This window comes from Microbacterium sp. NPDC087868, from assembly GCF_044900755.1.
Taxonomy (GTDB): domain Bacteria; phylum Actinomycetota; class Actinomycetes; order Actinomycetales; family Microbacteriaceae; genus Microbacterium; species Microbacterium galbinum.
This window is the reverse complement of record NZ_JBJDNO010000004.1, coordinates 147,443-172,396: the sequence shown is the minus strand read 5'-3', so window position 1 is coordinate 172,396 and position 24,954 is coordinate 147,443. Positions and strand designations below refer to the sequence as shown.

Genomic DNA, 24,954 nt, shown 5'->3' with positions numbered 1-24,954 from the left:
TCAACACGGCGCCGACAGCGCGTCGACGACGGCGGTCGCATCGGCGGCGTAGCGGGAGTAGTAGGTGGGATCGAGGTTGATCTGCACGCGATGGATCGCGAGCGACGGGTCCATCGAGGACCACCCCGGCACCCGCGCCAACCGCTCGTAGAAGAGCGTCGCGGACGTGGCGGGATCCATGCGCTGCTCGACGCTCCCCCACCACTCCTGCTGCTGGAACAGGCCGATGCTCGTGGTGCGCGAGCCGTCGGGATTCGTGAATCCGCTCGTCTCCCAGTCGCCGTAATCGATGTTGCGCAGGCTGCTCTCGCCCATCGCGGTCATCACGCCCAGGATCTGCCCGTCGCGCGCGAAGCCCAGGGCGGATGCCGTCGCCATGATCGTCGCGGCGTTCTCGAGCTGCTCCCCGCGCCACCCCTCGATGCCGGCCGAGGGGTAGGTGCGCGGGTCGCTCGCGCAAATCGCGAGGGGCTTCTCGTGCGCGAGCCCGAGCGGCACGAGCACGGCGATCCCGGCGAAGAGCGCGACGGCGACGGCCCCGATCAGCACACGCCGGAGCACCAGCATCCGCCGCCGACGCCGGGCGGCCCGTGCGCGGACGCCCGGTCGGCGCCGGGCCGCGGGCCGACGCTTCTTCCGGCGTCGAGCGGGTGTGCGCGAGCGCGACCGCGGCGCGCTCACTCCGCGGAGCCCCCGCGTCGCCCGACGAACACGGCGAGCGCGCCGCCGATCGCCCCGAACAGGTGCGCCTGCCACGAGATGCCCTGGCTCACGCCCACCACGCCCGCGAGCATCGTCGCCCCGTACACGCCGATCACGACGAGCGCGATGACGGCGTATCCGATGCGGTGGGCTACGCGGCCCGGCGCGAAGACCCGCACGACCGTGTAGCCGAAGTAGCCGAACACGAGCACGGATGCCCCGACCGTCACCGTTCCCGGGGCGTTGAAGACCCAGGTGCCGAGGCCGCCGACGACGGCGACGATCGCGGTGACCGTCCAGAATCTGCGGGTGCCCTCGACCGCGACGAGCAGTCCGAGCACGAGGAACGGCACGGAGTTGCCGATCAGATGCGCCCAGTTCGCGTGCAGCAGCGGCCCGAGCACGATGCCGAGCAGACCCTCGGGATCCCAGGAGCGGATGCCGAAACCCGTGAACGAACCCGGCAGGAGCGCGTCGGCGAACTGGATCGCCCACATCGCGGCGAGGAGCAGCACGGGTGAGGCGAAGCGCGAGAGAGCGTTCTGCCGCGGAGGAGTGGTGGCGCCGGTCACATCACGATCCTGACAGGACAGCCCCGGAGGAGGCTGAAAAAGAAAGTGACCCTCCGCGCACCCAGCAGAGCCCGGTTACCCTTGCTGCGTTTCCGCCCTGGGGGAATTGGCCTGGATGCCGCCACGCGGAGAGCCGTCGACAAGTCTAACCGATGAGCGGGCGCACCTTTTGACAGACTGGGGAGATCATGCCGCCCGAGCCCGTCGCCTCCCCACTCACGGGCTGGATTTTCACGGGCGAACTGCGCACGTACCAGGCCGAGGTCCTCACCCGGCTGCCGGTCGGCGGTCGGGACCCGCTGCACGTCGTCGCCCCTCCCGGATCGGGCAAGACGCTGCTGGGTCTGCTGCTCGCGGCGCGCGAACGCCATCGGACCCTCGTCCTCGCCCCGACCGTCACGATCCGTCAGCAATGGGTCCGCACCGCCGTCGACCTCGCCCCGGATGCCGGCGCCGTGTCGGACGACCCCGAGACGATCGCCGACCTCACCGCTCTCACGTACCAGGCGCTCAGCGTCACCGGTGACGGCTCACCCTTCGACGACCTGGCGCGGGTGGTGTGGGCCGAGGAACTGGTCGAGGCGGGGCGTAGCGACGCCGATGCCGCGACCTGGCTCGCCGAGCTCGCGATCGACAATCCGGCGCAGTACCGCTCCGGCATCCGTCGCCGCACGCGCCGATTGCGTTCGCAGTTCGCCCGGCGCAATCCCGCCGAGCTCGCGCGCGTGCTGCACCCGAACGCCACGGCGCTCATCGACCGCCTCGTCGCCGCCGGGGTGCGCACGGTCGTTCTCGACGAGTGCCACCACTTGCTCGACCACTGGGCCCTGGTCGTGGCGTACCTCGCCGCGCGCATCCGCGAGACGGGGGTCGAGCCGCTGCTGATCGGTCTCACCGCCACCCTGCCGTCGCCGGACGACGAGACGGAGTACGAGAACTACAGCCAACTGCTCGGAGAGGTCGACTACGAGGTCCCGACTCCGGCGGTGGTGAAGGAGGGGCACCTCGCCCCGTACCGCGACTTCGTTCTCCTCACCGAACCGACGCCGGCGGAGGCCGGTTTCATCCGCCGGCACGAGGCGCTGCTGCACTCGATGATCGTCGACGTGCTGTCGACCACCGACGGCATCTCCTTCCTCGAGGAGCAGCTGCAGCCCTCCGACGGACCGCCCGGCGAAGACCCGCTCGCCCGCATCGATCGGGCACTGTCCGCGGACTTCGCCCTCACCCGCTCGTGCGCGGTGGTGCTGCGCGAGGTCGTGCCGCAGCATCCGCTCGTCGCCGCCATCCCGCAGGTGCTGCTCGACCGCTGCACGACCGACGATCTGCTCACCGTCCTCGTGCGGTTCGCGCAGGCGCGCCTGCTGGCCGATCCGTCGGCCGCGAACCAGTGGGAGCACGTGCGGCGCTCGCTCGCCGACTTCGGCTACCTGCTCACCGACCGCGGGCTGCGCCGCGGGCGCAACCCGGTCGAGACGACACTTGCCTCGTCGGAGGCGAAGGATGCCGCGGCCGTCGAGATCCTGCACCGCGAGCTCGCGAGCGACGACGGCGAGCGCATCCGTGCCGTCGTCGTCACCGACTTCGTGACGCACGGCAATCGGCGCGGTGCGGATGCCGCGGCCGGAGCGCTGCGCACCTTCGACGCCCTCGTCGTCGATCCCGTCGTCGCGGGGCTGCGGCCGGTGCTGCTGACCGCGCAGTACCTGCGCGTGCGCGCCGACGACGCCGCGACGCTCGCACCCGCGCTCGCGGATCTGCTCGGGGTGACGGTCGATATCGGCGAGGCCGCCGGGGCCACGCGCGACCTGCGCGCGTCCGGCGCCGGCAGCGGACGCATCGTCGCCGCGGTGTCGGAGCTGATCCGTCGCGGAGAGGTGCGTGTGCTCGTGGGTACCCGTGGCCTGCTCGGCGAGGGATGGGACTGCCCCGCCGTGAACACCCTCATCGACCTCACCGCGGTCGCGACGTCATCGGCGACGCAGCAGTTGCGGGGCCGCACCCTGCGCCTCGATCCGGGGTGGCCCGAGAAGGTGGCGCACAACTGGTCGGTGGCGTGCCTGATCCCCGCCGATGTCGCCCTCGACGACGCGAGCGAGCCGGATCGTCTGCGCCGCAAGCACTCGCATCTGTGGGGCCTGAACGCCGACGGCGACGGTCGGATCGTCAGCGGACTCGCGCACGCACTGCCCTCGGCAGCGGCCCAGGCGTTCGAGGCGGTGCTCGACAAGCATCCGGATGCCTCCATCCGCGGCGTCGATGATCTGCTGCGCGCCGCGTGGCCGGCGCGCGCGACCACGCGCGCCGAGTGGCGCATCGGCGAGCCGTACACGTCCCGCGAACGCGACGAGATCACGGTGCGGCAGGTCGCGGCGGCTCCCCTGCTGCGCACCACCCAGGTCGCGCGCGCCGACGGCGCGACCTCCGCCGTGGGCGGGGCGCTCGGCGTCGGCCTGCTGCTCGCCGTCCTGGCGGGTCAGGGACTCGCGGTGCACCCGGCGCTCGGAGCCGCGCTCGTCGCGGCCGGTGGGGCGCTGGCCGCCGCGACGACGCTCCTGCCCCTGCTCGGGCGCACCCTGCGCGATCGCCGCCACCCCGCCGAGGTGTACCGGCTGGCCGCCCTGGTCGTCGCACGCACCCTCCGTGATGCGGGGCGCATCGGCCCCTTCGACGACACCGACATCGTCGCGCACGTCGACGACGACCGCACCCGAGTGCGCATCGAGCTGGGCGGCACGCCCGTGGATCGTCGAGTGGTGACGGATGCCGTCGAAGAGCTTTTCGCGGCGGTGCGCACACCCCGCTTCCTGCTGCGGATCGATCGCGGCGCCGCGGGGTCGACGCGGCTGTTCGAACGCCTCGCCGACCGGCTCTCCCCGGGGCGCACCCTCCTGCCGGTTCCGCGCGCGATCGCACGGCGGCGCGGCGATGCCGAGCAGTTCGAGCGCCACTGGCGGCAGGCCATCGGCACGTGCACGCTGCACGAGCTGCAGGGCGCGCAGGGTCTCGCCCTGCTCCGCGTCGCCCGCAGCAGCGAGGGCCGTGTCGACGTCGCACGGCCCCGGGCCCGCGTCTGGGGCTGAGGGGTGTGCGGGGCGCCCGCGGCCCGAGGAAGCACAGCGATCTGCCAGCCCCACGCGAATGCCCTGCGGGTTACGATCGAATAACGCGCGCTGCAGCGCCGACGAGAGGGAACGCATGACGGACAACTCCCCCCTGATCACGGCCGAACAGTTCGCCGCCCAGACCTCCGCGATCCTCGCCTCCGTGGGAGAGGTGATCGACGGAAAGCCCGATGCCGTGCGCAGTGCGCTGATCTGCCTGCTCGCCGAGGGCCACCTGCTCATCGAGGACGTGCCCGGGGTCGGCAAGACCATGCTGGCGCGCGCCCTCGCGGCCAGCGTCGACGCGACCGTGCGACGCATCCAATTCACCCCCGACCTCCTCCCGGGCGACGTGACCGGCGTCTCGGTCTACAACCCGGTCGACCGCGAGTTCGAATTCAAGCGCGGCGCGATCTTCGCGCACATCGTCATCGCCGACGAGATCAACCGGTCCTCGCCCAAGACGCAGTCGGCACTGCTCGAGGCCATGGAGGAGCGTCAGGTCACCGTCGACGGGTCGACGCATCCGCTCCCCTCGCCCTTCCTCGTCGTCGCCACCCAGAACCCCCTCGAGATGGAGGGCACGTACGCCCTGCCCGAGGCGCAGCGCGACCGCTTCATGATGCGCATCTCGATGGGGTACCCGGATGCCGCGGCGGAGGCCCTCATGATCCGACAGCGCGACGTGGTGAACCCGCTCGCGGCCGTCGCCGCGGTCGCCGATGCCGGCTCGATCTCGCAGCTCATCGCCTGGGCCCGCGCCGTGCACGTGGCGCCCGCGCTCGAGGAGTACACGGTCGCCCTCGCGCAGGCCACGCGCACCGACCCGAGCCTGCACCTCGGGGCGAGTCCGCGTGCGACGCTGCAGCTGATCCGTGCCGCGAAGGTGTGGGCGGCGCTCGACGGCCGCGACTTCGTGATCCCCGACGACGTCACCGCCCTCCTCATCCCGGTGTTCGCGCACCGGCTGCTGCCCGCCCGCGGTGCGCACCGCGCCGGCGCCCAGCCCATCGAGACGGCCCTCGCGCACATCGTCGAGCGCGTGCGCGTGCCCGTCGCGAGCCGCGTCTGAGGCATTCGATGCGACGCCGCCGATCCCTGACCCGCCGCGGTGCGGGCGCGCTGGTCGCGGCGCTGCTGTGCGTGATCGGAGCGAACCTCGTCGCCGCACCGATCCTGCTCTACATCGGGGCCCTGCTCGCCCTCCTCACCGGCTTCTCGGCGCTCATGGCCTGGCTCCCGCGGCGCACGGGCACCGTCTCCCGACAAGTGTCGACCGACCTGCTCACGGTCTCGGAGACCTCGCGCGTCAGCATCCGCTTCGCCCTGCGCTCGTTGCGCGTGCCGCACGCGCTGTGGCACGACATCCTGCCCGACGCCGTCAGCGGCGACGCCGGCGGCGAGTATCCGTCGCAGTCCGGGCAGCTCGGGTACCGCATCACGGGCGTGCGTCGCGGTGTCTGGCCGATCGGGCCGCTCGTGCTGCGCACCGTCGACCCCTTCGGTCTCGCGCGGCGCGAGCAGGAGTTCGGCGAGACGCGCACCGTCACGGTCGTACCCGAGGTCTTCGCGCTCGAACCCCTCGCCGTGCGCGTCGGCGCGGCCGGCGGCACGGCGCACACGTCGTCGACGCGCCTCGGCCAGGGCGCCGACAACCTCTCGCCCCGGTTCTACCTGCCGGGCGACTCGATGCGCCGCATCCACTGGCGTGCGACCGCGCACCGCGGGCAGCTCATGGTGCGGCAGGAAGAGGAGGAGTCGAGCCCCGATGCGATCGTCGTGCTCGACCGCAGCGCCGAGCGGTGGGATCGACCGGGGGACGACGCGGATGCCGCGTTCGAGGCCGCGGTCTCGCTCTGCGCCTCGTCGGCCGTGCATCTCGCCGATGAAGGGTACGGCGTCGACGTGATCGACAGCGCGGGCGTGCTGCTCGGCACCCTGCGCGGTCACGAGGACGACCGTGACGCGCTGCTCGTCGCCCTGGCACTGATCGCGCCGCGGGGCGACCACCGCGACGTGGCGACGCTGATCGGCGGCGCTCCTCCCGGCCCTCTGGTCTACATCACGGGCAGGCTGACGGAGGACGACGCGGCATCGTTGCGCACCGCCGGCGCGGCCGCGGGCATCCTCCTCGCCACCGGGCCCGAGCAGGGTGCGGCAGAGGCGGCGACGCGCAACGGCTGGTCGTTCGCCCCGCTCGGTGATGACGTCGCCGCGGCATGGGCGGACGCCCTCCCGGAGCGGATCGGAGTCGGCGATGTTCCGGGCTGAGCAGGCGACGGGCAGCGCCTCCCGACGATCACGATCGCGCTCGCGCTCGCGCTCGAAGGTCGCGTGGCACCGCGACGAGGAGACGCCCACGCCGATCCTCGCGCCGTCGGTGCTCGCGGCGGTCGGCGGTCTCGTCGCGATGTGGCCCTTCACCTCGGTGATCGAGGCGGGGGCCTGGTCGTTCGCCGTCGTCGCGGCGGTCACGCTCCTCCCGTTGACCGGGCTCGTGATGCGCGTGCTGCTGCGTTACCGCCGCGCGTGGCTGCGCGATGTCGGCACCCTCCTCGTGCAACTGCTCGTCGGGATGGCGCTCGTCACCCAGGTGACGGCGGGCGACTCGGCGCTGTTCGGGATCATTCCGTCGCCCGCCACGCTCTCGACGTTCGGCGCCTTGACGGGCGCGGCCTGGCAGGAGGTCGCGGTCGGGTCCGCGCCGCTCGCCGCCTCGCGCGGGCTCGCCGCGACGATGGCGCTCGGCTTCGCGATCGTCGCGGTGCTGCTCGATCAGCTGGCCGCGGCTCGTGCGGCGATCCTCCCGATCCTCCTCGTCGGTCTCGTCGGATCCGTCCCGATGATCGTCACCCTCGGCGACGCGAACGTGGTCTGGTTCGTGCTCTTCGCCCTCTTCGTCCTCGCGCAGCTGCGCTACGCGACGCGCGCCGATCCGCAGACACCGCGCCGCACCTCGGCATCCGTCGCGGTGGGCATCGGTGCCGCGGCGATCGCCGTGACGCTCGCCATCGCACCCGGTCTGCCCCTCGCCGCCGGACTCACCGGCACCGGCACGGGCATCACGGTCGACGCATCGCTGCGGCTCGGCGACGATCTGCGCCAGCCCAACCCCGTCGAGGTCTTGACGGTCGCGACGGCGGGCGGCGCGGCGCCGTATCTGCGGCTCACGACCCTCTCCGACTTCGACGGCGAGGTGTGGCAGCCCGACCGAGGGGGCCTGCAGTCGCAGGCCGACGGATTCGGCGACCCCGAGTGGGGTGCGGACGTCGAGGTGACGGAGACGACGACCTCGATCCGCATCCTGCGGATGTCGAGCTCGTGGCTGCCCGTCCCCTACCCCGCGACCGACATCCAGGGCGTGCCGCGCGCCTGGCGGGTGATGCCCGACAACCGCACGCTGGTCTCGCGCAATGCGGATGCCGTCGGCGCCGATTACACCGTCTCCTCGGTGCGCGTGGCCCCCACGCTCGAGCAGATCCACGCGGTGTCGGCGGCGGAGTCCACCGCCGAGACCGATGACGTCGAGATCCCCGACATCGTCGGCGAGTTGGCCCGCGAGGTCACGGCAGAAGAGGGTACCGACTACGACCGCCTGCTCGCCCTGCAGGACTGGTTCCGCAGCGACTTCACGTACTCGCTCGACACCCCGGTCGAGGAGGACTTCGACGGCACGGGCGCCGAGGCCGTCGCCCGGTTCCTCGACGTGCGCTCGGGGTACTGCGTGCACTTCGCCGGCGCCTTCGCCCTGATGGCCGAGAGCCTCGGCATGGAGACCCGGATCGTCGTGGGGTACCTGCCCGGTTCGCTCACCGGCGAGAAGCGCGGCGACGAGTCGATCTACTCCGTCACGAGCGATCGCCTGCACTCCTGGCCGGAGGTGCTCTTCCCGGGCATTGGCTGGGTGCCCTTCGAGCCCACGGCCTCGCTCGGGGTGCCGACCGAGTTCCGCACGGCGGTCACGGGTTCCACGGGATCGGGCACCACGCCGTCGGGCACCCCGGAGACCACGGCTCCACAGGCCGAGCAGACGACGGCCCCCGAGGTCGATCGTCAGGATGCCGGCGACAACAGCTCCTCCTCGGGCGAGTTGCGCACGGTCGACCCGACACCGGTGATGTTCGTGGTCCTCGGCGCGGTCGTGGTGCTGCTGCTCCCCGCGCTGATCCGCGTCCTCGTTCGCGCCCGTCGCCGGGATCGCGCGCGCGACGGCGACGCGGGCGCCGCCTGGACCGAGGTGCGGAGCACACTCGTCGATCTCGGCATCCCGCCGTCGGATGCCGATTCGCCGCGCATGCGTGCGGCCGCGCTGATCCGCGAACGCGGCGTCGATGCGACGGCGATCGGACGCCTGGCCGATGCGGTCGAACGCGCGACCTACGCCCGATCCGGAGCGGATGCCGCCGACCTCGCGTCAGATCTGGGCACCGTGCTGCGCGATCTGCGGCGCAGCGTCGATGCACCGGCGCGCACCCGGGCGCTCCTGGTGCCCCGCTCCCTCTTCGTCGCCCGAGGAGTCGACACGCTCGCCGCGACCTAGGGTCTCGACCGGTTCCGACCGTGGATGCGGTGCGTCAGGCGGCGTGCTGTGCGCAGGCGACGCGGTCGCAGTCCTCGCATACGACGAACTGCGTCCGGCACGAGAGGTCGGGGCAGTTCGCGGTGCGCGAGGTCGCCGCGCCGCATCCGACGCACTCCCCGATCACGGCCGCGTGATCGGAGAAGTCGATCGATCCGCGCTTGTCGAAGACGTACAGCGAGCCTTCCCACAGACCGTCGTCGCCGTACTTCTCGCCGTAGCGCACGATCCCGCCCTCGAGCTGGTAGACCTCGCCGAACCCGCGCGCGGTCATGAGGCTCGACAGCACCTCGCACCGGATGCCGCCGGTGCAGTAGGTCACGACGGGCTTGCCCTTGAGGTCGTCGTAGGCGCCCGAGTCGAGCAGGTCGACGAAGTCGCGGGTGGTCTCGGTGTCGGGAACGACCGCGCCACGGAAACGCCCGATCTGCGCCTCGAGCGCGTTGCGGCCGTCGAAGAAGACGACGTCGTCGCCGCGCTCGGCGACCAGGTCGTGCAGCTCCTCCGGGCTCAGGCGGGTGCCGCCGCCGACGACGCCGTTCTCGTCGACTCTCAGCTCTCCCGGGGCGCCGAACGAGACGATCTCGTCGCGCACCTTCACGCTCAGCTTCGGGAAGTCGAGGCTGCGCCCCTCGGCATCGACGCCGGTGCCCTCGCTCCACTTGATGTCGGCGTTCTTGAAGGGCGCGTACGAGCGGAAGGAGCGCGCCCATTTCTTGAGCGCGGGGAGGTCGCCGCCGAGGGTGCCGTTCACTCCGTCGCCCGAGATCAGCAGCCGTCCGCGCAGACCCAGCGCCTCGCCGAGGTCGCGCTGCCACACCCGGATCGCCTCGGGGTCGGCGAGCGGGGTGAAGACGTAGAAGAGAACGATCTTGGGGGTTGCCACCTCAAAATCGTACGCCGCGTCACGGAGCATCTGCCGCATCGGATAGGATGGACAAGTTGTTCCCTGGTGACGTGTCCGAGCGGCCGAAGGAGCACGCTTGGAAAGCGTGTGTTGTGCAAGCAACCGCGGGTTCGAATCCCGCCGTCACCGCCAGATGACGAAGAAGGCCCCGCATTCGTGCGGGGCCTTCTTGTTTCCGATGTGCGGGGTGTCCACCGCGACGACGTCCGTGGCGATCACGCCTGACGCCCGCGTCATCCGCCCGACGGGTTCTCGAGGGGCATTCCGTCGTCGTCGGTGCTCTCGTCCCGGAGCATCTTCTCGGTCTCCTCCGAGGCTCCGGTCTGCTCCGAAGCTCCGTTCTCCGACGCGCCACCGGATGCGGCGCCTGCGTCGTCATTCGCCCCGGGGGTTCCCTGCGTGTTGCGGGAATCGCTCATGGTCCAGCTCCGATCTGTCGCGAACGATGAACGTTACGGGCGCCGTCGCTCCCGCCACAGGGCGTTGACCAGCCCGGACGCCAGCGAGACACTACCTTCCGCGCACGCGCCCGTTCGAGGGGAGAGCCTCAGCCCGCGAAGGTCACGCCGTAGCTCTGCCCGCCCGGTGCGGTCGGGAGCGGCGTCATGCCGAGGCGCTCGTAGAAGGCCGCGGCACCGGTGTTCGCCGGATCCATCCCGAGATGCAGACCCTTCACGCCGCGGCGCGAGAGCTCGTCGAACAGCGTCTCGACGAGTCGGCGGCCGAGGCCCTGCCCCTGCGTCTCCGGCAGCAGATCGATGTGCAGATGCGCAGGGTACGCAGCGGCGTTCGGCTCGGCGCCGGGCCGGCGTCCGTAGGCGTACGCGAGCATCTTCTCCTCGCGCGTCTGCGGCTCGGCGGGCTGCGGGAAGCGGTCTGCGAACCGCGGCCACCATTCGTCGCGGAACCACTGTTCGAAGGCATCCGTGTCATCGGTCGCGACGATGTACCCGATCACCCGCCCGTCGTCGGATTCGACGACCCACGCCAGGCTCGGGTCGCGCTCGACGTACGGCACCGCGAACAGCAGGCCCCAGAGCTCGTCGTCGGAGAACACACCGGTGGCGTCCTCCCCCGCATCGGCGGTGCGCACGCAGACGTCGAACAGCGACGCGCGATCGGACGGACGGTACGGGCGGATGCTCGACACGGGGACTCCTCAGTGAGTGGGTGCGTCGGTGAGTGGGGCGTCGTCCAGACTATCGGCGGGCGGCTCCGCGGCACCCGGGCGCCGCACCCACGGCAGCAGCCACGCCGCCAGCAGCAGCACCACCCCGGCCCCGAGCAGAGCGCCGCCGATCGTGTCGGTCGCCCAGTGCACCGAGAGGAAGGTGCGCGACAGCGCCATCAGCACGATCCACAGCGCCCCCGCGATCCGGATCCACACGTTCGGGAACAGCACCGCGAAGACGAGGGCGAGGGTCGCGGCATTCGCAGTGTGCCCGGAGGGGAACGACCCGTAGTCGCTGAGCACCAGCATGTCCTCCGGCCGCGCGCGCCCGAAGAGGTGCTTGAGCAGCTGCACCGCTCCCGCGCTCGCGAGGAACGCGAGCGCCGCGAACACGCCAGATCTCCAGCGGCGTGCCAGCAGGAACGAGATGATCACGACGAGCGGCACGAGATACACCGCGACCCACCCGCCGCCGACCGTGTCGAGGGCGTGCGCGAAGGCGACCAGTCCCTCCGAGCGGAACGACACCACGACGTCGTTCCACCAGGCGTCGAACACGAACGGGTGCGCGACCCCGAGGGTGATCAGCGCTCCCAGCGCGAAGGTCAGCGCGACGCACCCGACACCCGACCACACCAGCATCCGCCTGTCCATCGCCCCATTCTGTCGGAGCGCGCCTGGGAACCCGGGAGGTGCGCCCGCCGCGTCAGGGAGTGAGCAGGCCGACGGTGCGCGGGCGCACGACGAACCAGAGCGCGAGGATGCCGATCGCCGCGCACCCGGCCATCACCGCGGCCATCGTCGTGGCCGTGATGCCCGCGTCGTGCGAGACCCCGCCGACGACCGGCGAGATGAGACCGGCGACGCCGAAGTTCGTCGCGCCGAGGATCGAGGCAGCGGTCCCGGCCGCCTTCCCGTGGCGGTCGAGCGCCAGCACCTGCACGTTCGGGAACGTGAAGCCGCACGCGGTCATGAAGACGAACAGCGGGATGACGGTGCCCCACAGTCCGAGTCCGAGCTGATCGGTCACGATGATCGCGGTGCCCGCGAGCAGCAGCACCGAGGTCGAGTACGCGAGCACCCACTGCGGGCCGAAGCGCGCGGCGAGGCGCGAGGCGGTCTGCACGCCGACGACGACGCCGAGCGAGTTCACGGCGAAAAGCAGACCGTACTGCTGCGGGTCGAGACCGTGCGTCTGCTGGAACAGGAACGGCGAGGCCGACAGGTACGAGAAGAGGCCCGAGAAGGTCATGCCGCCGATCACGAGCACCCCGAGGAACACGCGGTCGGAGAGCACCGAGCGGTAGCGCTGCAGCACCGTGGCGCCGCCGCCCTGACGACGGGCCGCAGGGAGGGTCTCGGGGATGAAGATCAGGGTCGAGATCAGCATCACGACGCCGTAGGCCGCGAGCACACCGAAGATGCCGCGCCAGGGCATGAGCGTCAGCAGCCACGAACCGATCAGTGGGGCGACGACGGGCGCGACGCCCGAGACGAGCGCGAGGCGCGAGAGCATCACCACGAGTCGGCGCCCGCCGAACAGGTCGCGCACGATCGCCATCGCGACCACACCGCCGGCCGCGGCGCCCATGCCCATGAGCACGCGCGAGGCGCTGAGCAGCTCGAGCGTGGGCGCGAACGCGGCGGCGAGGCTCGCGAGCACGTGCAGCGCCGTCACGATGATGAGCGGGAGCCGCCGGCCGATCTTGTCGCTGAGCGGACCGACGAGCAGCTGCCCCACCGCGAAGCCGATCATGGTTCCGGTCAGCGTGAGCTGGATCGCCGCGGCGGTCGTCTGGAAGTCCTCTTCGAGCACCGGGAAGGCCGGGAGGTAGAGGTCGATCGTGAACGGCCCGAGGGCGGTGAGCGCTCCGAGGAGGATGATGTACAGCGCGCGCCGGCCGTTCGAGATCGAGTCTCCCGGGTGCAGCATGATCGGCGCCGTGATCGGGTTGGACCCGAGCGTGCGAATCGCTCCCGTCGCGGCGGGGATGCGGATGCTGCCGGTCGCCGTGCGTTCGGGCGCGGCGTGTGCGGGGATCGTCGGGACGGAGTCGGTGCGAGGAGCGTCGGGCACGACGGCCTTTCGGAGCGAGGGCGGACGGTCGAATCGATTCGACCCAGCCACCCATTCTACGTGCACGCCCGCGCGGGCGTGCCGAGACACCACATCCGCGACGAGACACCACGGCCCCCGTGGTGTCTCGCGAGGGATGTGGTGTCTCGCGCTCCGACGCCCCGCGTCAGGAACTGATGCGAGCGAGCCCCTGTTCGAGGTCGGCGATCAGGTCGCGCACGTCCTCGATGCCGACCGACAGCCGCACCACGTTCTCGGGGACCGCGAGAGCGGTACCGCGCACCGAGGCGTGCGTCATGTCCGGCGGGTAGCCGATCAGCGACTCGACGCCGCCGAGCGACTCCGCGAGCTGGAAGATCTCCGTCGACTCCGCGAACGCCTTGGCGGCGTCCGGGCCCGCGGCGAGGGCGAGCGACAGCATGCCGCCGAAGCCGCTCATCTGGCGGGCCGCGATGTCGTGGCCCGGGTGCGAAGCGAGACCCGGGTAGAAGACGCGCTCGAACTCGGGACGGCTCTCGGCCCACTCGGCGATCGCCTGAGCGTTCTCGGAGTGCTGCCGCACGCGCACCGCGAGCGTCTTGATGCCGCGGGTGGTGAGCCAGGCGTCGAGCGGGGCCGACACGGCTCCCACAGCGAACTGCTGGAACTTGATCGCGTCGAAGTGGGTGTCGTCGCCGAACACCACCGCGCCGCCCAGCACATCGGAGTGCCCGCCGAGGTACTTGGTGGTCGAGTGCACGACCAGGTCGGCCCCGAGGGCGAGCGGCTGCTGCAGCGCCGGCGAGGCGAACGTGTTGTCGACCACGACGACGGCGCCGGCCGCGTGCGCGACCTCCGCGACGACCGCGATGTCGACGACCTTGAGCAGCGGGTTGCTGGGCGTCTCGAGCCAGACGATCTTGGTCTCGGGGCGGATCGCCGCGCGCACCTCGTCGAGGTCGCCGAGCTCGACCGTGGTCGTCTCGATGCCCCACGGCGCGAGCACGCGGGTGAGCAGTCGGTAGGTGCCGCCGTAGACGTCGTTGCCGAGCACGACGTGGTCGCCCGGCTTCAGGATGCCGCGCAGCAGCGCGTCTTCGGCGGCGAGCCCCGAGGCGAACGACAGCGCCGAGACGCCGCCCTCGAGGGCCGCGAGCTGGGTCTCGAGCGACGACCGGGTGGGGTTGCCCGCGCGGTTGTACTCGTAGCCCTCGCGGAAGCCGCCGATGCCGTCCTGCACGTGCGTGGAGGCCTGGTAGATCGGCGGGATGATCGCACCGGTGCGGGGATCGGGTTCCTGACCTGCGTGGATGGCTCGGGTGGCGAAGGAGTGCTCGGACATGCCCCTCAGCCTACGTGCGGGCTCCGGAGCGGCGGCGATCCTGTTACGTCGCGCGTCACCCGTCGCGCGTCACTTCGAGAGGTACGCGAGCAGATCCTGCCGGGTCAGGACGGTGTGCGGCTTGCCGCCCTCGGTGACCAGCAGCGCATCGGCGTCGGCGAGAGCGGCACGCGCCTGCGCGACGGACGCGTGGATGCCGATGAGCGGCAGCCGCTCCCCCACGTGATCGCCCACGGCGTCGGCCGGGTTGGCGTCGCCGCGGAACAGCAGGTCGAGCAGACCCTTCTCGTCGACCGTGCCCACGACCTCGCCCATCATGACGGGCGGCTCGGCGCTGAGCACGACGAGCTGCGAGACGTCGTACTCGGTCATCATGCCGATCGCCTCGAGCACCGTGTCGGTCGGGTGCGCGTGCACGAGATCCGGGATCGCCTCGCCCTGGCGCGCGGCACGGGCGGCGATCACGTCGGCGACGGTCTCGCCCTCCTCCACCTCGCTGAACCCGTAGGAGCGCATCCAGCCGTCGTTGAAGATCTTGCCGAGGTAGCCGCGACCGCCGTCGGGCAGGAGCACGACCATCACGGCATCCGCGGGCAGGTCCTTGGCGATGCGCAACGCGCCGACGACGGCCATGCCGCTCGACCCGCCGACGAGGATGCCCTCCTCTCGGGCGAGACGGCGCGTCATCGCGAACGACTCCGCATCGCCCACCGCGACGATCTCGTGCGGCACCGCCGGATCGTACGATCCGGGCCAGATGTCCTCGCCGACACCCTCGACGAGGTACGGACGCCCTGTTCCACCGCTGTAGACGCTGCCCTCGGGGTCGATGCCGATGATGCGCACGCGGTCGTCCGACACCTCGCGCAGGTAGCGCCCCGTGCCGCTGATGGTTCCGCCCGTGCCGACGCCGGCGACGAAATGCGTGACCGTGCCGTCGGTGTCGCGCCAGATCTCGGGGCCCGTGGTCTCGTAGTGGCTGCGGGGACCGTTGGGGTTCTCGTACTGGTTGGGCTTGAACGCGCCGGGGATCTCGCGCGCCAGCCGATCGCTCACGCTGTAGTAGGACTCGGGGCTGTCGGCCGGTACCGACGTCGGCGTCACGACGACCTCGGCGCCGTAGGCCCGCAGCACGTCGATCTTGTCGTCGCCGACCTTGTCGGGCACCACGAACACGCACGCGTAACCGCGCTGCTGGGCGACCAGGGCGAGTCCGACACCCGTGTTGCCGCTCGTCGGTTCGACGATCGTCCCACCGGGCTTCAGCTGCCCCGCCGCCTCCGCCGCGTCGATGATGCGCGAGGCGATGCGGTCCTTCGACGAGCCGCCGGGGTTGAAGTACTCGAGCTTGACGAGAACCGTGCACGCGACGCCCTCGGTGACGTGACGGAGCTTCACGAGGGGCGTGTCGCCGACGAGGTCGACGATCGAATCTGCGTACTTCATAGGTTCAGCGTAGAACGACGGATGCCGTGGCGCAGAAGTGTTGCGCCACGGCATCCGTCATTCAGGCGTCAGCCCTTGGTCGCGCCGGCCAGCAGGCCGCGCACGAAGAAGCGCTGGAGGGCGAAGAACACGATCAACGGGATGATGATCGAGATGAACGTTCCCGCCGACTGCAGGAACCACTTGTTGCCCCAGGTGCCCGACAACGAGTTGAGGGCCTGGGTGATCGGCAGCGCGCCCGGCGAGGCGAAGATCGTCGCGACGAGCAGGTCGTTCCACACCCACAGGAACTGGAAGATGCCGAACGACGCGATCGCGGGGGCGGCCAGCGGCAGGATGATCCGGAAGAACACCTGGCCGTGACCGGCACCGTCGACACGGGCCGCCTCGATGATCTCGCCGGGGATCTCCGAGATGAAGTTGTGCAGCATGAACGTCGCGAGCGGCAGCGCGAAGATCGCGTGCGCGATCCAGACGCGGGCGAAGCTGTACTGCACCTCGTTCAGACCGAAGCCGGGGAAGATCGGCACGTCGTTGATCGACAGGCCGTCCGAGAACAGGCTCAGCAGCGGCACGAGGGCCATCTGCAGCGGCACGATCTGCAGCGCGAAGACGAACACGAACAGCATGTTGCGACCCTTGAAGTCGATCCATGCGAACGCGTACGCGGCGAGCGCCGCCATCACGATCGGGAACACCGTCGCGGGGATGGTGATCGCGAGCGAGTTCACGAACGCCGAGGCGAGCGTGGTCGAGGTGCCGCCCGAGTTCCAGGCCTGCACGTAGTTGTCGAGCGTGAACTCGGGATTCGTGAAGACCGTCCACCAGCCCGAGTTCTGCGTGTCGGCACCGGGACGGAACGAGGTGACGAAGAGACCGAAGGTCGGGATCGTCCAGAAGATGGCGATGATCGCGGCGGCGATCGTCGCGCCCTTCGACGTCAGCTTCTTGTGGGCGATCGCCTCGTTCTTGCGCGTGTCACGGGCGACCTGTCGCTTGGTGCGGTTGTCGGGCGTGACGACGAGTTGTGTGGCGCTCATCAGCGGATCTCCCTCTGCTTGGCCATCGATCGGGCGTTGTAGACGATCAGGGGCAGCACGAACAGGAACAGCACGACGGCCAGCGCCGAGGAGTGCCCGTAACTCTGGAACCTTTGCTGCTGGTTGACCATCTCGAATCCGAGCACGCTCGTCTCGTCACGACCACCGGTCATGACGGCGACGATGTCGTACACCTTCAGCGAGGCGATCGTGATCGTGGTGAGCACCACGATCAGCGAGGAGCGGATGCCGGGGACGGTGACGTTGCGGAACCGCTGCCAGGCGTTGGTGCCGTCGAGTTCGGCGGCCTCCATCTGCTCGATCGGCACGGCCTTGATCGCGGCGGAGAGGATCACCATCGCGAAGCCCGTCTGCGTCCAGATGAACACGATGAGGAGCATCAGGGTGTTGAGCACCGGCTTGATGGCGAGCCACTGCACGGGGTCGCCGCCGAACGCGGTGACGATCGCGTTGAGGAGACCGATCTGGTCACCCTGACGCGCGTCGTACATGAACTTCCAGATGATGCCGGCGCCGACGAACGAGATCGCGACGGGCATGAACACGAGCACCTTGAGGATCTTCTCGCCGCGCGCCCGGTCGATGAACACGGCGTAGGCGAGACCGATGACCACCGAGATGGTCGGGGCCAGGAGCGCCCAGAGGATCGTGTTGATCACCGAGGAGGTGCCGACGGGGTTCGTGAAGACCCAGACGTAGTTCTCGAAGCCGACGAAGTTCGCGCCGGTCTTGTCGAAGAACGACTTGAAGATGGTCGAGATCGCCGGGTAGATCAGGCCCAGGATGAGCATGATCGAGGCGGGTGCCATGAAGAGCACGAGCTGGAAGAGGTAGCCGGCTCCCTGGCGGGCGCGGAAGTCCGCGAAGAAGAGCAGAGCGCCGACCAGCAGGGCGATCGCCACGACGTAGAGCACGGCGTTCTGGTACGGACGCAGCAGCAGGAAGGCGAGCACCGGGATCACCAGGCAGGCGACCAGCCGCATGATGAAGTAGCCGCGGCCGGGGCGCGGGGCGAACTCGATGAGCACCAGGATGATGGCCACCACCACGCCGAAGACGGCGAGGATCACGGGGATCTGCACGAGCGGGTGCATGCCGCCGAGGGCGACGAAGAAGCTGTTGAGCGAGAACCCGATGGTCGTGCGGGCGGATTCTTCGGTGGAGGTGGTGAAGACGAGCAGGAGAGCGAGGGCGACGAGCACGACGAAGCCGATCGCGAGGACGGCGCGCGTGATCGCGCGCCCCTTCGGATCGGCGCCGTGCCTCGTCACCGGAAGTTCGTCGGCTTCGACGGACTTCTCGATGGTCGCTTGCGACATGGGAGTCCCCTTCTGAGTACTGCCGCGTACTCGAGCGAATGGATGGGAGGAGCGGGGCCGGGCTCTGGAGCCCGACCCCGCTCAGCTCACGCTGATCGTAGCGAGACGATCAGTTCTCGTAGCCGGCCTGGATGTCGGAGAGCACCGTGTCGGTGTCCTTGCCGTCGATCCAGTCGACCATTCCCTTCCAGAACGAACCCGAACCGACGGTCGACGGCATCAGGTCGGAGGCGTCGAAGCGGAACGTGGTGGTGTCGCTCTGCATCGTCTCCATGGCCTCCTGGAGGAACTCGCTCGAGGCGAGGCTCGGGTCGGCGTTCTTGTTGGCGGAGATGACGCCACCGAGCTTCACGCGTGCGTCGGCGAACTCCGGCGAGGCCATGAACTCGAGAACCTGCTGGGTCGCGTCGTCGTCGGAGAATCCGGCGACGAACTCGCCGCCACCCTCGACCTGGACCTCGCCGGCCGTCTCGCCCGGCATGATGAACGCGTAGACGTCACCGTCGGGTGCGACCTCGGGCGTGTTGCCGTCGGCGGTCTGCGCCTCGAGGAAGTTCGCCGAGAGGAACGACGCCTGGTGGGTCAGGGCGCAGTCGCCCTTCGCCAGGGTCGCCGCCACGTCGCCGAAGGCGGTGGAGTTGATGCTCTTCACGTCGCCGTAGCCCGCGTTGACGTAGTCCGGGTTGAGCAGGATCTCACCGACGGCGTCGAAGGCATCCTTGATCTCGGGGTCGGTGAACTTGACCTCACCGGCCACCCACTGGTCGTAGACCTCGGGGCCGGACTGACGGAGCACGAGGTCCTCGATCCAGTCGGTTCCCGGCCAGCCGGATGCCGCCTCGGACGAGAAGCCGGCGCACCAGGCGGGGCCACCGGTCGTGTCGACGATCGTCTGGGTGAGAGTCAGCATCTCGTCCCACGTCTGCGGGACCTCGACACCCCACTCGGCGAACTGCTTGGGCGAGTACCAGACGTAGCCCTTGAGGTTCGCGAGCATCGGAGCCGCGTAGAACGTGTCGTCGAACGTGCCGTACTTCTTCCAGTCCTCGGACCAGTTCTCGTCGACCGCCGCCTCGACGGCCTCGGGAGCCGCCTTCACCTTGCCGGTGTCGACGAGGGTCTTGAGCAGACCCGGCTGGGGGACGATCGCGATGTCGGGGGCGTCACCACCGGTGACCTTGGTCACGATATTGCCCTCGAAGCCCTTGTCGCCGGTGTACTCGACGGTGATGCCGGTGTCTTCGGTGAACTGCTCGAAGGACTTGTTCAGGTCGTCAGCCTCGACGCCCGTGATACCTCCGGAGATGCGGACCGTGGTCTTCGCATCTCCACCGCCGTCGCCGCTGCCGCCCTCGGCGCAGCCGGCCAGAACCAGGGTCGCTGCTCCGACGAGCGCGATCGGTGCAAGAAGGCGGTATCGCTGTGACAAAGCCATTTACTTCTCCTCTTCAGGTGGATCATCGTCCGCCCAAGGGAGCAATCGCCGCAACCATTGGGGAACCGATTCCAGGTAAACCTACTGGCCTTTCCTCCCGCGGCACAACTGGGGAAGGTCACAAGATCGCATCCTTTCGCGGCATATCGGGATGCGGAATGGGAGCGCTCTCATCGTTTTCGTGTGGAACCGGTTCCTTTTCGGCCCCGTCACGCACTACGCTGACATCGGCGCGTCCCCCCGCGCGCCGGCGTCGATGCCACGAGCGAGAACCCTCGATGCCGAGATTGGTCGAGGAGGACCGATGAGCAAGATCGCCGACGTCGCAGCCCGCGCCGGCGTCTCGAAGGCCACCGCGAGCAGGGCTCTCAGCGGACGCGGCTACGTCTCGGACGACACGCGTCAGCGCGTGGAACAGGCCGCCGCAGAGCTGTCGTACGTCGCCCACTCCTCCGCCACCAGCCTCGCCACCGGCCGCACGCAGACGGTCGGGGTGGTCATGCCCCCGGTCGACCGCTGGTTCTTCGCCGAGCTCCTCGCCGGCATCCAGGAGGCACTGTTCGCGCTCGACTACGACCTGGCCCTCTACGGGGTCCCCGAGGGGTCCGAGACCCGCGAGCGTCTCTTCTCGAACGTGCTCCCCCGTCGCCGCTTCGACGGCATCATCGCCGTCGGCATCCAACCGAGTGCTCACGAACTCGAGCGGTTGCAGCAGACCGGGCGACCGCTCGTCAGCGTCGGGCCCTACAGCGAGGGATCGAGCGCCGTCTCGATCGATGACGCCGCCGCCGCGCGCATCGCCACCGAGCATCTGATCGAGCTGGGCCACACCGCGATCGCGTTCGTCGGCGGGACGACGGATGCCGCGGCGCTCAGCTACGGCGACGAGAAGCGCATCGACGGCTATCTCGCCGCGCTCGGCACCGCCGGGATCGCCGACGAGGCGCGCGTGGCGGGATCGGGCCCCACCCTCTCCGAGGGGTACGCCGCGGCCGTCGGCATCCTCGGAGATCGGCGGCACCGGCCGACCGCGATCGTCGCGGTGTGCGACGAGGCCGCGATCGGTACGATCATCGCCGCCCGGCGCCTCGGCATCGCCGTGCCGACCGAGCTCAGCGTCGTCGGCATCGACGACCACGAGCACGCCGAGCTCTTCGCCCTGACGACGATCCGGCAGTCGCCGCGCGACCAGGGTCACGACGCCGTCCGCCTCCTCACGCAGCGGATGGACGATCCGGATGCCGGCGTCGAGCAGGTCGCCGCGGCATCCGCCCTCGTGGTGCGCGGGTCGACCGCCGCACCGCGCTGACGCCCGCCCCCTTAACGCACGAATGCCCCGGCCGGAGCCGGGGCATTCGCGAAGCGTTCAGACGCGATTACTTGAGGGTAACCGTGGCGCCTGCCTCTTCGAGAGCAGCCTTCGCCTTCTCGGCGGTCTCCTTGTTCGCGCCCTCGAGCACGGCCTTGGGAGCACCGTCGACGACGGCCTTGGCCTCGCCGAGGCCCAGCGAGGTGAGCTCGCGGACCGTCTTGATGACCTGGATCTTCTTGTCACCAGCCGACTCGAGGATGACGTCGAAGGAGTCCTTCTCTTCCTCAGCCTCAGCAGCGCCTGCGCCACCCGCAGCGCCGGCAACGGCGACGGGTGCAGCAGCGGTGACCTCGAACTTCTCCTCGAACGCCTTCACGAACTCGTTGAGCTCGATGAGGGTGAGGCCGGCGAACTGCTCGAGCAGCTCCTCGGTGGAAAGCTTCGCCATGATGTATCTCCTAGATAGATGGGGTTTGTAGACGAGATCGCCGGACGCTTACGCGGCCTCTGCGGTCTCCAGCTTTTCGCGAAGCGCGTCGATGGTGGCGGCAGCCTTGCCCATCGTCGCCTTCATCATGCCCGCAGCCTTCGCCAGCAGAACCTCACGGCTCTCGAGCGAGGCGTACTTGTTGACCTCGTCGGCGGTGAGGGCTTCGCCCTCGAAGATGCCGGCCTTGATCACGAGAAGCGGGTTGGCCTTGGCGAAGTCACGCAGAGCCTTGGCAGTGGCGACGAAGTCACCGTGCACGAACGCGACGGCCGACGGACCCTTGAGGTCGTCGTCCAGCGCGGTGATGCCGGCCTTGTTGGCCGCAAGCTTGGTCAGCGTGTTCTTCACCACGGCGTACTCAGCGTCCTGACGGATGCTGTTGCGCAGCTCCTTGAGCTGGGCAACCGTCAGACCGCGGTACTCGGTCAGCAGGACGGCGGACGAGTTCTCGAATGACTTCGTGAGCTCGGCGACCGATGCATCCTTCTGCGCCATGGTCACTCCTTGGTGTGTACGAGGCGCCGCACGGTGGTGGGGCGCCGACCTGGACCGCCCGCAAAAACAAGAAGAGCTCCGGCGCAAGCGCACGGAGCTCTGAGAAGATCGTGACACCTGCGCGGGCCCCTGCGATGCAGAGCTTCGATCGACATGTACTCGCGCACACGCCGATGACCAGCGGTCTTCGGTTGGTTCAACTGTACCCCACGGCATCCGCTCCCCCAAATCGCGGGGTCTCTTTGCGCCGCCATGGTCGCCGAGACCCACGCAAGCAACGTCGACGCCGGTGGATCTCGACGCGCGTGGTGGGTCTCGACAACGGCACGGCGCGGACGAGCGGCGTGTGGGGTCGGCGAGGTCGGAGGGCGGGGTTACGCTCGATGGGTGACCCCCGAACTCGCCGCACGCATCGTCGCGGACTCCCGCGACCGCGTCGCCTGGCTGCGGGCCCGGTCACGAGGCATCACCGCCACCGATGTCGCCGGACTCACCTCCGAGAGGTCGATCGCGCGCGCGGCGGAGTCCAAGCTCGGCGGCGGACCCCGCTTCGGCGGCAACGCCTACACCGATCATGGCCGGCGCCGCGAGCCCGAGATCGCCGCCTGGGTGGCGGCGACCCACGGCATCCTACCCTCGTCCGCCCTGTTCCGCGCCGAGGTCGAGCACCGGCACCTCGCGACCCCCGACGGCATCGCGGTCGACGCCGACGGCCGCATCAAGCTCGCCGAGATCAAGACGACGAACAAGGCGTTCCGCGGCATCCCGCGCACCTACCTCCGTCAGGTGTGGTGGCAGCAGCACGTGCTGGGCGCCGAGCGCACGCTGTTCGTCTGGGAGGAGCACGTCGACTTCGCCCCCATCCACGACGAGCCGCGCTGCGTGTGGATCGACCGCGACGACCGCGAGATCGCGAAGCTCGTGGGCCTCGCGACCGACCTCATCGACGAGCTCTACCGTCGCACGACCGGCCAGCAGGTTCCGACCCGCACGACGGATGCCGCGGCCAGCCGCCGCGAGCAACTGCGCGAGCGCGACGCGTTCCGCGCGCTCGCCCTCGCGGACTGACGTCTCGCAGACCCGCGCACGGCCGCAGCCCCGGTTCAGGTGCCGTTGACCGGTGCGGAGCACACGGGTGAGAGCCCGAGCGGGCCTCCTCCGGTGTTCGTGAACGTCACTCTCGAGGTCTGGGTCGACACCCAGGTCGACGTGGCGTTGAGCTTCGTCCGCACCTGGAACACCATCGACCCGCCGAGAAGCAGGCTGAGGAGGTCGCTGATGATGCCGGTGTTGAAGGTCGTTCGATATACCCCCGGCGACACCGTGGTGGTCGTGACCGCCTGCCAGTTGTCGCCGGCGGCGTTGAACGCCCACTGCGCGTTCGTCGCCGGAGCGAAGCCCGAATAGGCGGCCCCCGCAGGGAACGACCACTCCAACGTCACGCCGTTCGCGAGCCCCAGTCCCAGCAGCCCCGTGCAGTTCACGACCGCGGTGATCTGCGGTGGGACGAGGCGGAACGAGGTGAACGTTCCCGAGGCGACGTTCTCGGTACCGGTGAACCGCGCCTCGGTGAGGGGGACGTTCGAGACCGTGCCGCCGGCGAGCAACACCGACAGCCCGACGATCCCGGCGAGCATCCGCCGTCTCCTCCCACCCCGCGCCCGGATCTGCTCCCGCCCGCTCATGCGTCGCCCTCCGGGAGCTGCGCGCCGCGGCGGTCCCGCCGGCGCAGCACCACGAGTCCGATGCCGGCCACGGCCAACCCCACGCCCGCCCCGGTCGCCCACGGCGCGATCGTCCCGCCCGTGGCCGGGAGAGGATCGCCTCCGGGTCCGGTGACCACCGCCTCCCCCGCACCCTGCGCGTGCACCCGCACATCGGTGATGCCGTCGTCGTCATCGGCGTCGAGAGTGATCCACAGTCGCAGGTGCGCGACGTCGGTGGAGGGGAATGCGGCGAGCGCGACCTCGGAACCGTCGCGCGGGATGCTCCACCCCGACTCGAGCTCCTCGGCCCCGCCCGGGCATCCGCTCTCCTGCCATTCCTGCATGCAGAGGGCCGCGTCGACCAGTAGCGGCGCGTCTCCGGCGGCGCTCACGGCGATCGTGACGGTGCCGGGATCGGGCGGGCTCGCACTCACCGCGACGTCCCACTGGACCGGCTCGCCGGGCAGCAGCCGCGAGGCCTGCGCCCAGTCGGCGACCGAGACGAGGCGCAGCACGCGCCCCTGGATCACCTCGGTCGTCGGAGCGGCCCACGCGGGGGCGGCAGCCAGGATGGCGGGGGCGGCCGCGAGGATGCCGGCGGCGACGAGCACCGGCGGGAGGATCGCGAGTCGGCGCCTCATGTGAGCCCCTGCTCCTTGCGGGTCGCGGCCGATCCCGACCGCGGCCAGAACGCCCAGATCACGAGCACCGTGGCCCCCGCGGTGAGTCCTCCGAGCACCCACGGGTCGCCCATTCCGACGATCACGCTCGCGATGCCGGGGATCGAGAAGAGCACGGTCCGCACCGAGGTCACGGTGTAGGGGAAGGGGTCGTCGGTGGCGTTCGCGTCGCCGCGCATCGTGATGATGCGCTCGGACTCGCTCGCACCGGGTTCGACCGAGGTGACGCGGTGCGTGACGGGCAACTCGTCGTCGCGGTCGACCGTGACGACTTCTCCGACCTCGACCTGAGCGGCATCCACCCGCTGCACGACGGCCACGGATCCTGCGGGGATCGTCGGAGACATCGACCCGGTGCGGAACATGATGAGCGTGATGTTCGCGGTCACGGCGAGGATCACGAGCACGATGCACACGACCCCGGCCGCGGCGGCGATCCACAGCCCGAGGTCGCCGAGCATCCGTCCGATGCCGCCGCGGCGGCGGGGCACCGCGGGCGCCGGCGCCATCGCGGGCGCGCCCGACGCGACGGCCCGCTCGCGCAGGCCCCGCCTCGTGGTCGGCGTGCTCATCACCC

Annotated in this window: 23 protein-coding genes, 1 tRNA gene and 1 other RNA gene; 7 read left to right on the top strand and 18 right to left on the bottom strand. The window is 70.2% G+C overall.

The annotated features are described in order from the left end of the window. The 3 genes from ACI2JZ_RS14730 to ffs all read right to left on the bottom strand — a co-directional run bounded on the left by ACI2JZ_RS14730 (window position 1) and on the right by ffs (window position 1,412). Window positions 1-681, bottom strand: a complete 681-nt coding sequence (locus ACI2JZ_RS14730) for a hypothetical protein (RefSeq protein ID WP_247956708.1) — start codon at window positions 679-681, stop codon at window positions 1-3. Further along, window positions 678-1,274: a rhomboid family intramembrane serine protease gene (locus ACI2JZ_RS14725; protein ID WP_247634151.1), complete on the bottom strand. Its 597-nt coding sequence runs from the start codon at window positions 1,272-1,274 to the stop codon at window positions 678-680. Before ACI2JZ_RS14725 ends, ACI2JZ_RS14730 begins: the two co-directional genes overlap by 4 nt. 41 nt (window positions 1,275-1,315) lie before the next feature. Then, window positions 1,316-1,412, bottom strand: an RNA gene (ffs, locus tag ACI2JZ_RS14720) — signal recognition particle sRNA small type. Window positions 1,413-1,462: 50 nt separating this feature from the next. Here ffs and ACI2JZ_RS14715 point away from each other — a divergent pair. The 4 genes from ACI2JZ_RS14715 to ACI2JZ_RS14700 all read left to right on the top strand — a co-directional run bounded on the left by ACI2JZ_RS14715 (window position 1,463) and on the right by ACI2JZ_RS14700 (window position 8,918). Next, window positions 1,463-4,357, top strand: a complete 2,895-nt coding sequence (locus ACI2JZ_RS14715; RefSeq protein WP_404598253.1) for a DEAD/DEAH box helicase family protein — start codon at window positions 1,463-1,465, stop codon at window positions 4,355-4,357. Between the two features lie 115 nt (window positions 4,358-4,472). Further along, the gene (locus ACI2JZ_RS14710; RefSeq protein ID WP_247625097.1) at window positions 4,473-5,450 is read left to right on the top strand and encodes a MoxR family ATPase; all 978 of its coding nucleotides are present in this window, start codon (window positions 4,473-4,475) and stop codon (window positions 5,448-5,450) included. A gap of 8 nt (window positions 5,451-5,458) precedes the next feature. Beyond that, complete coding sequence (locus ACI2JZ_RS14705) at window positions 5,459-6,649, top strand: DUF58 domain-containing protein (protein WP_404598252.1); 1,191 nt, start codon at window positions 5,459-5,461, stop codon at window positions 6,647-6,649. Beyond that, the gene (locus tag ACI2JZ_RS14700; RefSeq protein WP_404598251.1) at window positions 6,636-8,918 is read left to right on the top strand and encodes a DUF3488 and DUF4129 domain-containing transglutaminase family protein; all 2,283 of its coding nucleotides are present in this window, start codon (window positions 6,636-6,638) and stop codon (window positions 8,916-8,918) included. Before ACI2JZ_RS14705 ends, ACI2JZ_RS14700 begins: the two co-directional genes overlap by 14 nt. Window positions 8,919-8,952: 34 nt before the next feature. Here the strand turns inward: ACI2JZ_RS14700 and ACI2JZ_RS14695 are convergent, their stop codons facing one another. Then, window positions 8,953-9,843, bottom strand: a complete 891-nt coding sequence (locus ACI2JZ_RS14695) for a rhodanese-related sulfurtransferase (RefSeq protein WP_404598250.1) — start codon at window positions 9,841-9,843, stop codon at window positions 8,953-8,955. Window positions 9,844-9,908: 65 nt separating this feature from the next. On the opposite strand from ACI2JZ_RS14695, the gene ACI2JZ_RS14690 reads away from it, so the two are divergent. Beyond that, window positions 9,909-9,996, top strand: a tRNA-Ser gene (locus ACI2JZ_RS14690). 101 nt (window positions 9,997-10,097) lie between these two features. Here the strand turns inward: ACI2JZ_RS14690 and ACI2JZ_RS14685 are convergent. The 9 genes from ACI2JZ_RS14685 to ACI2JZ_RS14645 form a co-directional block, all read right to left on the bottom strand. Next, window positions 10,098-10,283, bottom strand: coding sequence for a hypothetical protein (locus ACI2JZ_RS14685; protein WP_247625101.1), 186 nt, complete (start codon window positions 10,281-10,283; stop codon window positions 10,098-10,100). Between the two features lie 128 nt (window positions 10,284-10,411). Continuing rightward, on the bottom strand, window positions 10,412-11,014 hold the full coding sequence (locus tag ACI2JZ_RS14680) for a GNAT family N-acetyltransferase (RefSeq protein ID WP_404598248.1): 603 nt from the start codon (window positions 11,012-11,014) through the stop codon (window positions 10,412-10,414). 9 nt (window positions 11,015-11,023) lie between these two features. Next, window positions 11,024-11,689 (bottom strand): phosphatase PAP2 family protein, encoded by a 666-nt coding sequence (locus ACI2JZ_RS14675; protein ID WP_247625103.1) that lies wholly within the window; start codon window positions 11,687-11,689, stop codon window positions 11,024-11,026. A gap of 52 nt (window positions 11,690-11,741) precedes the next feature. Continuing rightward, window positions 11,742-13,112, bottom strand: coding sequence for a multidrug effflux MFS transporter (locus ACI2JZ_RS14670; RefSeq protein ID WP_404598246.1), 1,371 nt, complete (start codon window positions 13,110-13,112; stop codon window positions 11,742-11,744). 166 nt (window positions 13,113-13,278) lie between these two features. After that, window positions 13,279-14,433, bottom strand: coding sequence for a cystathionine gamma-synthase (locus tag ACI2JZ_RS14665; RefSeq protein WP_404598244.1), 1,155 nt, complete (start codon window positions 14,431-14,433; stop codon window positions 13,279-13,281). Window positions 14,434-14,502: 69 nt separating this feature from the next. Further along, on the bottom strand, window positions 14,503-15,879 hold the full coding sequence (locus ACI2JZ_RS14660; protein ID WP_247625106.1) for a cystathionine beta-synthase: 1,377 nt from the start codon (window positions 15,877-15,879) through the stop codon (window positions 14,503-14,505). A gap of 68 nt (window positions 15,880-15,947) precedes the next feature. After that, entirely contained in the window at window positions 15,948-16,919 is a 972-nt protein-coding gene (locus tag ACI2JZ_RS14655) for a carbohydrate ABC transporter permease (RefSeq protein ID WP_247625107.1), read from the bottom strand. Further along, window positions 16,919-18,259 (bottom strand): sugar ABC transporter permease, encoded by a 1,341-nt coding sequence (locus ACI2JZ_RS14650; RefSeq protein WP_336642141.1) that lies wholly within the window; start codon window positions 18,257-18,259, stop codon window positions 16,919-16,921. The genes ACI2JZ_RS14655 and ACI2JZ_RS14650 overlap by 1 nt, the downstream gene beginning before the upstream one ends. 109 nt (window positions 18,260-18,368) lie before the next feature. Next, on the bottom strand, window positions 18,369-19,694 hold the full coding sequence (locus ACI2JZ_RS14645; RefSeq protein ID WP_336642142.1) for a carbohydrate ABC transporter substrate-binding protein: 1,326 nt from the start codon (window positions 19,692-19,694) through the stop codon (window positions 18,369-18,371). A gap of 304 nt (window positions 19,695-19,998) precedes the next feature. On the opposite strand from ACI2JZ_RS14645, the gene ACI2JZ_RS14640 reads away from it, so the two are divergent. Beyond that, the gene (locus ACI2JZ_RS14640) at window positions 19,999-21,003 is read left to right on the top strand and encodes a LacI family DNA-binding transcriptional regulator (RefSeq protein WP_336642143.1); all 1,005 of its coding nucleotides are present in this window, start codon (window positions 19,999-20,001) and stop codon (window positions 21,001-21,003) included. Window positions 21,004-21,070: 67 nt separating this feature from the next. Here the strand turns inward: ACI2JZ_RS14640 and rplL are convergent, their stop codons facing one another. Then, window positions 21,071-21,454: a 50S ribosomal protein L7/L12 gene (rplL, locus tag ACI2JZ_RS14635; protein ID WP_247625111.1), complete on the bottom strand. Its 384-nt coding sequence runs from the start codon at window positions 21,452-21,454 to the stop codon at window positions 21,071-21,073. Between the two features lie 48 nt (window positions 21,455-21,502). Further along, window positions 21,503-21,991, bottom strand: a complete 489-nt coding sequence (gene rplJ, locus ACI2JZ_RS14630) for a 50S ribosomal protein L10 (RefSeq protein ID WP_247625112.1) — start codon at window positions 21,989-21,991, stop codon at window positions 21,503-21,505. 387 nt (window positions 21,992-22,378) lie between these two features. On the opposite strand from rplJ, the gene ACI2JZ_RS14625 reads away from it, so the two are divergent. After that, window positions 22,379-23,059: a YqaJ viral recombinase family protein gene (locus tag ACI2JZ_RS14625; protein ID WP_247625113.1), complete on the top strand. Its 681-nt coding sequence runs from the start codon at window positions 22,379-22,381 to the stop codon at window positions 23,057-23,059. A gap of 35 nt (window positions 23,060-23,094) precedes the next feature. On the opposite strand, the gene ACI2JZ_RS14620 is transcribed toward ACI2JZ_RS14625, so the two are convergent. Genes ACI2JZ_RS14620 through ACI2JZ_RS14610 form a run of 3 tightly spaced genes read right to left on the bottom strand, consistent with a single transcriptional unit; the run spans window position 23,095 to window position 24,949 of the window. Next, complete coding sequence (locus ACI2JZ_RS14620; protein ID WP_247634137.1) at window positions 23,095-23,628, bottom strand: hypothetical protein; 534 nt, start codon at window positions 23,626-23,628, stop codon at window positions 23,095-23,097. A 44-nt stretch (window positions 23,629-23,672) separates the two neighbouring features. After that, on the bottom strand, window positions 23,673-24,338 hold the full coding sequence (locus tag ACI2JZ_RS14615) for an LPXTG cell wall anchor domain-containing protein (RefSeq protein ID WP_404598242.1): 666 nt from the start codon (window positions 24,336-24,338) through the stop codon (window positions 23,673-23,675). Next, window positions 24,335-24,949, bottom strand: a complete 615-nt coding sequence (locus ACI2JZ_RS14610) for a signal peptidase I (RefSeq protein WP_404598241.1) — start codon at window positions 24,947-24,949, stop codon at window positions 24,335-24,337. Before ACI2JZ_RS14610 ends, ACI2JZ_RS14615 begins: the two co-directional genes overlap by 4 nt. Between the last annotated feature and the right edge of the window lie 5 nt (window positions 24,950-24,954).

Coding starts and splice junctions, on each gene's coding strand:
- ACI2JZ_RS14660 (WP_247625106.1), bottom strand. CDS start 15,879: ATGAAGTACGCAGATTCGATCGTCGACCTCGTCGGCGACACGCCCCTC.
- rplJ (WP_247625112.1), bottom strand. CDS start 21,991: ATGGCGCAGAAGGATGCATCGGTCGCCGAGCTCACGAAGTCATTCGAG.
- ACI2JZ_RS14620 (WP_247634137.1), bottom strand. CDS start 23,628: ATGCTCGCCGGGATCGTCGGGCTGTCGGTGTTGCTCGCCGGCGGCACG.
- ACI2JZ_RS14665 (WP_404598244.1), bottom strand. CDS start 14,433: ATGTCCGAGCACTCCTTCGCCACCCGAGCCATCCACGCAGGTCAGGAA.
- ACI2JZ_RS14710 (WP_247625097.1), top strand. CDS start 4,473: ATGACGGACAACTCCCCCCTGATCACGGCCGAACAGTTCGCCGCCCAG.
- ACI2JZ_RS14700 (WP_404598251.1), top strand. CDS start 6,636: ATGTTCCGGGCTGAGCAGGCGACGGGCAGCGCCTCCCGACGATCACGA.
- ACI2JZ_RS14655 (WP_247625107.1), bottom strand. CDS start 16,919: ATGAGCGCCACACAACTCGTCGTCACGCCCGACAACCGCACCAAGCGA.
- ACI2JZ_RS14615 (WP_404598242.1), bottom strand. CDS start 24,338: ATGAGGCGCCGACTCGCGATCCTCCCGCCGGTGCTCGTCGCCGCCGGC.
- rplL (WP_247625111.1), bottom strand. CDS start 21,454: ATGGCGAAGCTTTCCACCGAGGAGCTGCTCGAGCAGTTCGCCGGCCTC.
- ACI2JZ_RS14650 (WP_336642141.1), bottom strand. CDS start 18,259: ATGTCGCAAGCGACCATCGAGAAGTCCGTCGAAGCCGACGAACTTCCG.
- ACI2JZ_RS14715 (WP_404598253.1), top strand. CDS start 1,463: ATGCCGCCCGAGCCCGTCGCCTCCCCACTCACGGGCTGGATTTTCACG.
- ACI2JZ_RS14685 (WP_247625101.1), bottom strand. CDS start 10,283: ATGAGCGATTCCCGCAACACGCAGGGAACCCCCGGGGCGAATGACGAC.
- ACI2JZ_RS14645 (WP_336642142.1), bottom strand. CDS start 19,694: ATGGCTTTGTCACAGCGATACCGCCTTCTTGCACCGATCGCGCTCGTC.
- ACI2JZ_RS14675 (WP_247625103.1), bottom strand. CDS start 11,689: ATGGACAGGCGGATGCTGGTGTGGTCGGGTGTCGGGTGCGTCGCGCTG.
- ACI2JZ_RS14610 (WP_404598241.1), bottom strand. CDS start 24,949: ATGAGCACGCCGACCACGAGGCGGGGCCTGCGCGAGCGGGCCGTCGCG.
- ACI2JZ_RS14705 (WP_404598252.1), top strand. CDS start 5,459: ATGCGACGCCGCCGATCCCTGACCCGCCGCGGTGCGGGCGCGCTGGTC.
- ACI2JZ_RS14640 (WP_336642143.1), top strand. CDS start 19,999: ATGAGCAAGATCGCCGACGTCGCAGCCCGCGCCGGCGTCTCGAAGGCC.